Source organism: Arcticibacter tournemirensis (assembly GCF_006716645.1).
Taxonomy (GTDB): domain Bacteria; phylum Bacteroidota; class Bacteroidia; order Sphingobacteriales; family Sphingobacteriaceae; genus Arcticibacter; species Arcticibacter tournemirensis.
In genome coordinates, this window is record NZ_VFPL01000001.1 from 2,930,099 (window position 1) to 2,941,407 (window position 11,309).

The following is an 11,309-nucleotide window of genomic DNA, read 5'->3' on the forward strand; positions in this document are numbered from 1 at the left end:
ATGGACCAGGGTGCCGCATGGAATGAATTAAGAAAATCCTTCCAGCATACCACATTTTTTAAGCGGGATGCGAAAGGGATCTCCATCGGTTCAGAACGGGGTGAAATAGGAGGAAGGCTGAACAGTAATTTTAAGTTTTTCGACAACCTGATTGAGCTGACTACCAATGTAAGTTATAACCAGGTAAATGCTGATTTTCCCGGAAACAGCGCTCCTGGCAATTTCAGGGATGAAAACAACAGTATCTACAACATCGCCATAGGTCTCGACCCTACGATTTCACCATACAATGCCTCCGATCCCAGTGGATATAACGTACTTACAGGGGGCTTCGAAACATGGAATCCACTGGCCGAAGTGATGCTCCGGAAAAAGGAAAACCAGTACCGTTACCTGCTTGCCAACGCTACGGTAAAGCTGAACATCACGAAAGACCTGTATACCTCTACCATGTTTGGTATAAAGAATAATACGGAACATCCCCGCTTTTTCCGGTCGGCACAGCACCGCGTTTCACGGGAGCAAGATACAGACGGTTATGCAAAACAGGAATATAAACGCTGGGACGACCGTATTTTCGAGTGGACTGTCGGCTATAGGAAGCGCTTCGACGACCATCAGGTCAATGCAGTTGCCGGGTATAGTTATCAGGACTTTAATGGTCAGGGATTCTCGGCGGAGAATTCGGACTTTCCGGTTGATGGACTCCAGGAGCATGATATGGGTTAGGGCACTCAGCTTGTTGATGGAAGAGCGGGGCTCGGGTCATGGAAAAATCCATGGGTAAAACTAGCCGCTTTCTTCGGCCGTGTTAATTATTCGTTCAAAGACCGCTATATTGTTACTGCTAATTTGCGATATGAAGGTTCCTCCAAGTTTTCACCTGAATACAGATGGGGCTCTTTTCCGGGAATCTCGCTCGGGTGGCGACTGAGCCAGGAGCCGTTTATGAAGGACATCAGTTTTATTAACGATATTAAGATCAGAGCTGGTTACGGAGAAACCGGTAACGAGGGTTTCGGCGCCGAAGTATCCACCCGGATGTACTCGGCCGATACATGGTGGCTCTTTGATGGAGATTGGAATCGCACATTTGGCGTAAAGCATAATCAGAATAGGGGCATTAAGTGGGAAGTGAAAAAAGAGTATAATGCGGGTATAGACTTCGCCATCCTGAATAATAAACTAAGTGGTCGGTTTGACTACTATAAAAGAGTGATCGACGACCTGATCTACGACATCAGCGTTTCGCAACCGCCATACATTTATGATAAAACAACCCTGAACGTAGGCAGTATGGAAAATGAAGGACTAGAGTTTGAGCTGAACTATAATGCCATCAAAACCACCAACTGGACATATAGCACTTCCATTGTTGCCGCACATAATAAATCAACATTGCGTACACTCTATGGCAGTCAGACCTTTCAGGATGAGATGAATTTCCCTGCACCCGGCTCTCCGGGTAACGCGGTACGGCTCTACGCAGGCGAGGCCATCGGGCAATTCTATATCTGGAAATTTGCTGGTTTTACCGAAAATGGCGACTGGCTGCTGTATAATAAGAATAACGAGGTGATTCCCTCGAGCGATAAAAAGTTGGAGGATAAACGCTTTCTTGGAAATGCGATCCCGAAAATACAGCTTTCCTGGAACCACACCGTTGCCTATAAGAACTGGGATGCCGGTGTATACCTGCGCAGCTGGCTGGGATATGATGTTTTCAATATGGTGAACATGTACTATGGTATTCCCAATATTAACGGCAGGAACGTTTTGAAAAGCGCTCTTGGGGACCTTCGGAACGCAAAAGAAAAGCAGCTGAGCGATTACTGGCTCGAAAAGGGAGATTTTCTGAAAGTGGACGCTATCAGCCTCGGTTATACCTTTAAAAAAAATGGATAGGTCCGTTCAGGAACATTCGAGTCTATACAGCAGGAAGGGACCTTTTCGTGTTTACAAAGTACAGTGGTCTGGATCCTGAAGTTAATATTAACGGGCTGACTCCGGGTTTTGAAAGGCTGGATGTTTATCCGAAGACCCGCACATTCATGTTCGGTTTACAGGCAAGTTTTTAACAACAAAAATGGATAAAGATGAAAAAGCTTTTAATATATATATTCCTTCCGCTGCTCATACTTGGAAGTTGTACCAAACTCGATCAGGAGTTCTATAGCCAGGTTACTCCAGAAACATTCTTCAAAAGTGAAAAAGACATACTGGCCGCGTTGAACCGTCCCTTTACACATGCCCGCTGGTATGTTGGCGAAGACCGCTGGAATTTGCAGGAACACACAGCGGATAACTTTGCTATCACCACTAAAGGGCCGCACTGGTACAATGGCGGTGAGAACGAACGTTATCATTACCATACGTGGACGCCTGACGACGGCTGGATATGGGGAAGTTGGAGCGGAACGTTGATGGGGATAGCGCTGGCCCTCGACGCGCGAAGCGATCTTGAGAAGCTCGACTATACCAAATTTGCATTAACAGCAGAAGACCAGCAGGCGCACCTAAACCAGCTGAATACTCTGATTGCTTTCTTCTATATGCGCGGGCTCGATTTTTTTGGAGGCTTGCCGATATTTAATAGCCTCGAAGGTGAAAATTTACCCCGCAATACAGATCAGGAAACATTTGCTCATATTGAACAATTACTGAAGACGGCTATCGAGAAGTTACCGAAAAAAGAGGATGCAGATGAACGTGCGGTAGGTGAGCTGACACAGGCCGCTGCTGCCGCCATGCTCGCGGAACTTTATTTCAATGCCGAAGTCTATGTCGGGCGCCCGATGTTCCAGGAATGCCAGCAACTATCGCAGGACATCATCGACGGTAAATATGGACCATACGAGCTGGATGCGGTCTGGTACGGCCCGCATTCATTCAGGAACGACCGATCCAGAGAAGTCATCTGGTCGATTCCGTCGGAGTTCAATAAGCTTCAGTACGACTGGTTCTACAGTAGTTTTTATCATTATAACAGCCGCGAGTATTTCGGACAGGATATGGGAGCCAATAATGGAGCTCATCTTACGCCCTCTCGCCGCCCAGACTCTACACTCTACCAGAACGAATGGAAGCTAGGCTCGCCTTTTGAAAAGTTCAGCAACGGCGACCTTCGGAAAAGTCCTTACCGGTATCTGGGAGGTGGCAATTATGAAGGTATGTTTCTTATCGGAGCACAACGCAAGCCGGATGGCGGTGTTATTAGAGGCGGTGAGGAATATAAAGACAGACCGCTCTCATTTCGCGATCAGGTAGGACGCTTTTCGGAAGTGGGGCCTGGAAAAAAATACAGTTCTATAACGCAGCTTCCATCTAAAATGTCGGAGGGAGAGGAGAATACTGGTGTTCGTCTTGTTAAGGTGCCCATTCCTACTTTAGCCGACAACACGCTCCGCTGGGGTGCGGATAATCCTGTAATCCGCCTTACAGAGATCTATTATATGTTAGCAGAATGTAAATGGCGCAGAGGCGACGTGACCGGGGCCGCAGAGCTGATCAATACCGTAAGACGCCGCAACTTTGTTAATGGTGCTGATCCTAATCCTGTTCAGCCGGCTACTTTTGATAAATATCGCTTTATCGATGAGTGGAGCATCGAATTCCTGGGAGAGGGGCGCAGGCGCACCGACCTGCTGCGTTGGAATATGTTCACTACGGAAAATTGGTGGGATCACAAAGCCACTGCCTCTGAGCACCTGAAGCGGTTTCCTGTGCCCACAAGGGCCATTTCGGGCAATAATAATTTGCAACAGAATCCTGGTTACTGATTTAACAGAAACCAGGTAAAGTCAAAGAGGGTGCATTCTGGAGCACCCTCTTTACTTTTGAACCTACAGGAGGGCTTTACTTCATCTCTTGTATTAATCTGTCCAGCTCGTTGATAAATAAGGTTTTATTGCTTTTTATAAGTGCCTTTGAGTCTGCCGTTAGATTTACTGGATTTGATATCTGCTTTTTCCAGAACTGATAATGGTAAACTCTGGTCGAAAAATAATCCGCACATCCGGTAAGGCATTCGGTGAATCTGCCATTCTTAAACTTGTATATCTTAACAAATTCAAACGCGGGGGAAAGCTCGATATTCAGAAGCCCCGCGGATGTTTCTTCAATCCGGTTCATTTTTTCAAGCAACTCATATACGCCGTCATTATCAATATCCTGAAAAGAATAGGATCTTAGCGATACGCCGTCGTGCTTTGGAGCTGTCTTTTTCAATTTGGCAATCATTTGTTCCCCTGCGCTCCAGATATTACCGGCAGCAGCAAGAGATATACTGCCTGAATTTGTAGAGGCAGGGGTATTTTCATTGTTGATTAATGTAGAGTGAGTGCCGTCAGGATTGACAATGACCGAGGTGCTGCCGTTATTTATCACAGTGGAGTGAGTGCCATCCGGATTGACAATTACTGACTGCGCGATAACATATGAATTTATGAAAACTGTGAGGATAAGAAAGGTAAGCAATGGTTTCATGATATATCTGATTAGACCAAATATTTTACATATTTTTCTGCACGATGTATTTTTGTATCTCGTACTCGAAATTGTGCATTGCGAAATCGTCGTTAATTACCTTGCCATCTTTTCCAATCAGTACGTAATGGGGAATGCCGTTAAACTTAAACAACTGCCTTAAATACTGATAGTCGTCCGAAGATATACGGTAGGTGTTTGCGAGGTCCTGTTCTTTAACAAATTCGGTGTACCTGTCGAGCGGGGACTCGTTGTCCGACGTGATGAAAATGAAATCAAATGAACCGTTGTTTTTATATTTTTTCCGGTTCTCTTTATGGTGTTTGATACCTGCAATACAGGGGCCGCAAAATATTCCCCAGAAATCGACAATAAGGATTTTGCCTTTATGCGGCTCAATAATCTTCCGGAAGATGTCAGCTGCCCTTCCTTCGGGCAGATCATAAGCCGTCTTTGGAACGGACGGATATTCTTCATTGAACAGACGTTCGGCCTCCGAAGCTAAAAAAGGATGCGATATCCCGTTTTCAAAAGATGTCAGGAACGTGCGGACTGCGTCCTTATCCATTGCGCTCTTAAATGTGGATTTTAACGAACGAACCTTTGCAATGTCATAGACGAGTGCTGGCTGGAGTTTGAAATCGGCTTTTAAGATGGAGTCTTTGTATGACCAGCTGTCTTTCGCCCACTTGAGCGAAGAGTTTTCCGTCGGTTTTAAATACTTATTCTTGTAGTTATCGAACTGCTTGTTGTATTTAGCATAGAACGCCTTGCCCTTTTCTTCGAGGCTCTTCATCAACTCATCACGTTCCTCTTTTGTTGAAGCCTGCGACATCTTATGATTGCTTTCGTTTTTGAGTTTCAGATAGCTTTTATCATTCTCGGTTTGTTTTAGCCTAAGCTCTTTAAACAGATATTCCTGAAAGGATTTCTTTGGTGAAGAGATGTGCTGAATTTTGTAAACGCCCGAAAATGGTTCGGCGAATTCAAACCGGTTAATGAACGTAGAGAAATTTTGAGTGATCAGCAGTAAAGGATCGTTAAGGGGAAGTCTCTTCATGAAATCGTAATAATCGATTCCTGCTTCAATCTTAAGTATGTTATTTGTTGTGTCTTCCCTGGCCCAGTATTCCCTTTCCATTATATAATTGAATAAAAACGATGCGTTCTCAACCATTACTTCATTACGCAGGATCTTTTCCGCCTGAGGCGTAATATTCTTCCCTTTAAGTTCCCGCTCAAGTTGTGCTTCGCAATCGCTCCAGAAATGTAATTGGCTGGCCTTAAAGTCGGCTGGTGATAAGGTCTTTACTGATTTTTCGAGGACATCATAGTCAGTATTGGCCGTCGGTACAGATAGCAGATCTTCGTTGATTGCTGCCAACGGACCTCCGAACGTAATATCCTTAAATGTGTACCTTACATTTCTCAACCTGTCTGCTGTGAGAAAATCCTCCCAGTTTAAGATCATTGAAAGGCTCCGCCCGGGTTCTATATAGAAACCGATCCAATTGTCGCCGAATGTGAGGTAACCATGCTTGGGATGACACATTGGTATATTCGACTCGAAGCGGCCGTCCTCATGGATGGTGATCACCGTGGGGAAATCCTCACGTGTCAGTACATTGGAGGCATATATTATTCCTGTTGAAAATCCGGCCCTACGGTCGTATCCTTTGATATAGCCCACCAATCTGGCTGTGTCCCTGTTAAAAAAATCGGGTGATGAATAATCAACAGGCGTTTTCGTTTTGGCTTTAGCGAGCTCTGCGTCAATCCATTTCGCTACGCTTGCCGGAATGGTATCCAAACGGGTTCCGGGTGTTTTCCGCGACTTTAAGGATACTCCGTAGATGAGTGTTTTTTCTCCCTCGCCATAATCTATCGACCCTGAAGTGCGGGGAAGGGCGGGAAATACCAGCACAAAGGTTGAATCGCCGGAAGCCGGCATGTACATCTCCTTATCGATTTCGCCATTTTCTATATTTTTCACAAACAGCTTTTCGCCGCTGACGGCATCTTTTATATATGTCTGTTTATTAAACTTAATCCATAATTTCGGGAGGAAAGTACAATGAATCCATAGCTTTGTTTCGTTCTTTTTAATCTCAATTCTTGAAATTTCGCTGATGCCAGTTGTTCTGAATTCGTACGAAGGATTCAGGATTACCTTCCGGGCAAAAGAAAGATGGGAGAGCAGAACAAGCGAGACAAGGATAATGATCGTTTTTCGCATGGTTTTTATTTGGTTAGGGGTTCAAGTTTCACTATGTTAAAGGTTTGGTAAATATAAATTTTTTAATGAGAGTATTATCTTTTAACAGAGTTTTTCAGTTGTTTTAAATGGTTATGATCCAATTCAGTACCTTCACCAACCAGAAAAATGAGCGTCACTAATCGGCCATTGAATATTAAATCAACAATGAAATCTATTATCAGCAGTTGCATTATTATGCTAACCGTTCTGCAAATAGCAGCTCAGGAGAAACAGGAAATATTTTTTGCTGACCCGACCATCTATGTCCAGAACGGCAAATATTATCTTACCGGGACCGGAGGAGGCAAGGGAAAACCGGGATTTAGTGTTTTAGAATCTACAGACCTTAAGTCGTGGGCTTCGCCCGCGGGGACAAAGGGCCCTGCTTACATGATCCTGAGCAAGGGCGATCAGACTTATGGTACCGATGGTTTCTGGGCGCCACAAATATTTAAGGCAAACAATACCTATTATCTGGCATATACCGCCAGTGAACAAACAGCCTTAGCTCAGTCCAGTTCTTTGTTAGGTCCCTACAGGCAGAAGGAAGCTGTACCAATTGATGGTTCGGCTAAAAATATTGATCCGTTTGTTTTCAAAGACGACGACGGTAAATATTACTTGTACCACGTTCGGTTTAATAAGGGTAATTATTTGTGGGTGGCAGAGTTTAACCTGAAGGAGGGTAAGATAAAGCCTGTAACGTTAAAGAAATGCTTTGACCAGACTGAATCCTGGGAGGCCACTCCTAATTTTGAATCGGTGCCAATCATGGAAGGACCTACTGTTTTTAAACTAAAGAATAAATATTATCTGTTTTATTCAGCTAACCATTTCAAGAATATAGACTATTCTGTTGGCTACGCTATTTCCGACTCTCCGTACGGTCCATGGACCAAACAGAAAGACAGTCCGATTATTCACCGCTCTGTAACCGGAGAAAATGGCTCAGGTCACGGAGATTTGTTTAAAGGGTTGGACGGCGAATTATATTACGTATATCATGTTCATTTTGACAGTGGACAAGTAAGCCCCAGGCGAACACGGATAGTCCCGGTAGTGAAGCAGTGGGATGCTCAGGCAAGTATTTATAAATTCAGCGTCAAGCGGGATGAGATTATTGTGCCTGTACTTAAATAGTGATAGTTACCACAAGGCATAAATCAACCGGATTTTGTAACCTTAATCATTTTTTTTAGTAAAAGCGTAGATAATTGAATTTTAAACAAGTGCAATCATCTATGTTTTGAAAGAGTATTCACATAATTATTTTCAATTAGCTTTTAATATGTCTCCTCTTCCATCTCTCATTCTGGAAAAAGAGAAGGGCGGGAGTTTTATTATCAGGGAAGCGAGTCATAGCTATTTGCGACTCATCGAAGGGATTGCAGATGATGTAATAGGAATTAGTTTCGCAGACTTCATTTTCAACGGTCGGTTCGTTTTTCAGGAACCAGAACTATTTGGCCGTACCCCGGACAAGATACAAGGAACAGACAGTTCCAGCAAACTCATCCAGCGCGTTAAACGCAAGGATAATGGAGATGAAAGATTCTGGCTTATCGAAACCCGCAGCCTTGAGGATGAAATAACAAATAAAGCTACCTTGGTTTTGCAAACCGTTACCGATATAACGGAAAGTATCATGGCGGGCGAAATTCGCCAGGAAGCGCGGGTGAGTGATTCAAGAAACCCGGGGAAGGCCTCGCTTCACACTCATCCAGATGCCGTTTTTTCCATCGACCTCCAGGGTCGTTTCTTAAGGGCCAACGATAGCTTATTGAAACTGGCTGAATGTGGCGAGGACGACATTTTATCGACGTCTTTTCTTCTTTTTATCGTCCCAGAGGAGCAGGAAATTGCTTTGGACTTGTTTAATACAGCCTTAAAGGGAGAGGTTATACATTTCGAGATTAATACCATTACGTCAAAAGGGAATAGGAAGCATCTCGCTGTTACCAATATTCCGATGGTAGTAAACGGAACTGTTGCAGGTGTATACGTATTAGCTAAAGACATAACTGTTGAATATTTAGTTCGCCAGGAATTGGCGGAGGAGCAAAGGCAACGGGAGGCTTCTGTTAACAGAATGTACGAGGCTTTGGATAGCATTACTGACGGATTTATTTCACTTGACCACAACTGGACCATTACTTACTGGAATAAGGCATCTGAGAGGATATTTGGAATAAACCGGAGGGACCTGATTGGAAAAAATTTATGGGATGTGTATCCTCCATCCAAACATCCGGATTTCTATTCGGCATATCAAAAGGCACTTTATGAAAAGGTCGTCGTCAGATTCAGCACTTATTCCGCACGGTTCAATAAACATTTTGATGTAAGCGTTTATCCTTCCGATGAAGGTCTCTCTATTTATTTTCATGATTACTCCGAAAAGGTGGAGATCGAGAAAAAGATAAGAGAAAGCGCTGAAAAATATGATTTGATCTCGAAAGCCACCAGTGACGCAGTGTGGGACTTTGATTTTGCTGCCGATTCGGTTACCTGGAATAAGGGCGTTAAGGAGATCTTTGGATATTCCGACCAGGTCACTTCTTTTCAATGGTGGGGGGATCACATCCATCCGGAAGACGCTCCGGAAGTTATAAATAGTATAAAGAAACTTATTGCAAGCAGGGCAAGCTTTTGGCAAAAGGAGTATCGTTTCAGATGTAACGACGGAACTTACCGTTATGTGCTCGACCGGGGTTTCCTGATGTTAAACGATCAGGATGAAGTGGTCAGAATAATTGGTTCAATGCAGGATATCTCGCGGATCAGGGAGAAAGAGCGAGAGCTTCAAGAAAGCTTGCTTCTTTATAAGCTTGTTACGAATGTTACCAGCGACGCGATTTACGAATGGGACCTGAATACAAACAAGATTCAATGGAACGAGTCTATCGGGCCACTTTTTGGTTATGACAAATCTGATGACCCATCACTGGAGCACTGGTGGGTTGATAAAATGCATCCGCAAGATCTGGAAAAGGTGCATGCTGTACTGATGGACGCCATAGAGCATAAACTAGACAGACTCAAAAGAGAGTACCGTTTTCGTTGCAGTGATGGTAAGTACAAGTTTATTAAAGATAGTTGTACAATTATTTATCAGGACGGAAAGGCCGTGAAGATTATTGGTGCGATCAAGGATATTAACGATCTGAAAAGGGCGAATGCTGAGAACGAAAGGCTGGTTAACCTGATTAATAAAGTGAACAACCTGATCATTATCAGCGATCCAGATATGCGAATTTTGTGGGTGAATGAAGCCTTTGTTTCGCATTGTGGTTATTCGCGTGAAGAAGTGTACGGAAAGACTCCTATGGAACTGCTGCATGGCGAGGAAACCAATGCCGAAACGGTGGCTCTATTGAAAGCCCAGCTTGGGAGGGGGCAAAGTTTCTCGGGAGAACTTGTTAATTATACAAAGAATGGTGAAAAATACTGGATCCATTTGAACTGTACCCCCGTTTTCGACGAAGATGATGGATTCAAAGGCTTTGTTGCGGTTTCGAATGTGATTACTGAAAGAAAAGAGAGAGAGGGACGATTACAGAAGCAGACTGCTGCCCTCAGGAACATCGCCTGGCTGAGTTCTCATGAGGTAAGAAAGCCCGCTGCAAACATTCTTGGAATTTTGGCTTTGCTTAGACATGCAGATATGCAGGAAGAGGTAAATGAATACGTCGGGTTGCTGGAACAGGCGGCCGAAGAGCTTGATCGCATTGTGAGAGACATCAGCCGGAAGATCAATAGTATTGAAATAGAATAAGCAGGTAGTGTTACGCAACATCATTGCATTTAGGAATAATTGACTATATTTGTTGATACTTCTGATAGTATGTTTATCAACAAATAATCCTATGTCTAATAAAGCAGCATCCGTTTTTTTTGATCAAAAATTTTCAGAGACCTACGATGAACGCAATCGTAACTTATCTCCAATTTTTAAGAATTTGCATTTCCTGTTGGGCCTGGTGCTGGCAGATCTGCCTGTTAATGCACATATCCTCTGTGTTGGCGTCGGGACGGGAGAGGAAATAATTGCTTTGTCCGCGGCTCATCCCGACTGGCAGTTTACCGGCATTGAGCCATCTGTACCCATGGCCGGCATATGCAAGGAGAAAATACAGGAGATAGGGCTTGCTGACCGCTGCACCATCCTCAATGGATATCTTTCTGATGTAGATCAGGGTGCAAACTACGATGCTGTTCTCTGCCTTCTTGTTACTCACTTTATTACTGATCACAATGAACGTCAGTTGATGTTTAACGACATGTACGCCAGGTTAAAGGAGGGGGGATATCTGATAAATGCAGATATCAGTGATAACATGTCTTCACCTCAATTTCAAAGTATTCTGGAGAAATGGAAAGTAATGCATAAGCATTCAGGCGCCTCTGAACAAGCTTTAGAGAATATGGAGAAGGCATTAGCCACCCATGTTTCCGTGGTGTCAAAAGACAAAATGGAGAGCTTCCTGCGCGGCGCAGGTTTTGCGTTACCTGTCCAATTTTTTCAGTCCCTGCTAATCCGGGCATGGTATTCAAAAAAGGAGTAGGC

Annotated in this window: 8 protein-coding genes; 6 read left to right on the forward strand and 2 right to left on the reverse strand. The window is 44.0% G+C overall.

Features of this window, described 5'->3' with window-relative positions; translation table 11 throughout:
- From BDE36_RS12375 to BDE36_RS12385, 3 genes are all read left to right on the forward strand, one after another.
- The gene (locus BDE36_RS12375; protein WP_141815109.1) at positions 1 to 729 is read left to right on the forward strand and encodes a hypothetical protein; all 729 of its coding nucleotides are present in this window, start codon (positions 1 to 3) and stop codon (positions 727 to 729) included.
- A 123-nt stretch (positions 730 to 852) separates the two neighbouring features.
- The gene (locus BDE36_RS12380; RefSeq protein ID WP_235904506.1) at positions 853 to 1,905 is read left to right on the forward strand and encodes a TonB-dependent receptor domain-containing protein; all 1,053 of its coding nucleotides are present in this window, start codon (positions 853 to 855) and stop codon (positions 1,903 to 1,905) included.
- Positions 1,906 to 2,096: 191 nt separating this feature from the next.
- On the forward strand, positions 2,097 to 3,779 hold the full coding sequence (locus BDE36_RS12385) for a RagB/SusD family nutrient uptake outer membrane protein (protein ID WP_141815111.1): 1,683 nt from the start codon (positions 2,097 to 2,099) through the stop codon (positions 3,777 to 3,779).
- Positions 3,780 to 3,855: 76 nt separating this feature from the next.
- On the opposite strand, the gene BDE36_RS12390 is transcribed toward BDE36_RS12385, so the two are convergent.
- The gene (locus tag BDE36_RS12390; protein WP_141815112.1) at positions 3,856 to 4,485 is read right to left on the reverse strand and encodes a hypothetical protein; all 630 of its coding nucleotides are present in this window, start codon (positions 4,483 to 4,485) and stop codon (positions 3,856 to 3,858) included.
- 25 nt (positions 4,486 to 4,510) lie between these two features.
- Positions 4,511 to 6,721: a TlpA family protein disulfide reductase gene (locus BDE36_RS12395; RefSeq protein WP_141815113.1), complete on the reverse strand. Its 2,211-nt coding sequence runs from the start codon at positions 6,719 to 6,721 to the stop codon at positions 4,511 to 4,513.
- A gap of 186 nt (positions 6,722 to 6,907) precedes the next feature.
- On the opposite strand from BDE36_RS12395, the gene BDE36_RS12400 reads away from it, so the two are divergent.
- The 3 genes from BDE36_RS12400 (at position 6,908) to BDE36_RS12410 (ending at position 11,307) form a co-directional block, all read left to right on the forward strand.
- Positions 6,908 to 7,882, forward strand: a complete 975-nt coding sequence (locus BDE36_RS12400; protein ID WP_141815114.1) for a glycoside hydrolase family 43 protein — start codon at positions 6,908 to 6,910, stop codon at positions 7,880 to 7,882.
- Between the two features lie 148 nt (positions 7,883 to 8,030).
- Positions 8,031 to 10,517, forward strand: coding sequence for a PAS domain-containing protein (locus BDE36_RS12405; RefSeq protein ID WP_141815115.1), 2,487 nt, complete (start codon positions 8,031 to 8,033; stop codon positions 10,515 to 10,517).
- 91 nt (positions 10,518 to 10,608) lie between these two features.
- Positions 10,609 to 11,307, forward strand: a complete 699-nt coding sequence (locus BDE36_RS12410; RefSeq protein ID WP_141815116.1) for an SAM-dependent methyltransferase — start codon at positions 10,609 to 10,611, stop codon at positions 11,305 to 11,307.
- Positions 11,308 to 11,309 lie beyond the last annotated feature (2 nt).

Bases quoted from the DNA above. Each gene is read 5' to 3' on its own strand.
- BDE36_RS12375 (WP_141815109.1), top strand. From the start codon at position 1: ATGGACCAGGGTGCCGCATGGAATGAATTAAGAAAATCCTTCCAGCAT.
- BDE36_RS12385 (WP_141815111.1), top strand. From the start codon at position 2,097: ATGAAAAAGCTTTTAATATATATATTCCTTCCGCTGCTCATACTTGGA.
- BDE36_RS12390 (WP_141815112.1), bottom strand. From the start codon at position 4,485: ATGAAACCATTGCTTACCTTTCTTATCCTCACAGTTTTCATAAATTCA.
- BDE36_RS12395 (WP_141815113.1), bottom strand. From the start codon at position 6,721: ATGCGAAAAACGATCATTATCCTTGTCTCGCTTGTTCTGCTCTCCCAT.
- BDE36_RS12400 (WP_141815114.1), top strand. From the start codon at position 6,908: ATGAAATCTATTATCAGCAGTTGCATTATTATGCTAACCGTTCTGCAA.
- BDE36_RS12405 (WP_141815115.1), top strand. From the start codon at position 8,031: ATGTCTCCTCTTCCATCTCTCATTCTGGAAAAAGAGAAGGGCGGGAGT.
- BDE36_RS12410 (WP_141815116.1), top strand. From the start codon at position 10,609: ATGTCTAATAAAGCAGCATCCGTTTTTTTTGATCAAAAATTTTCAGAG.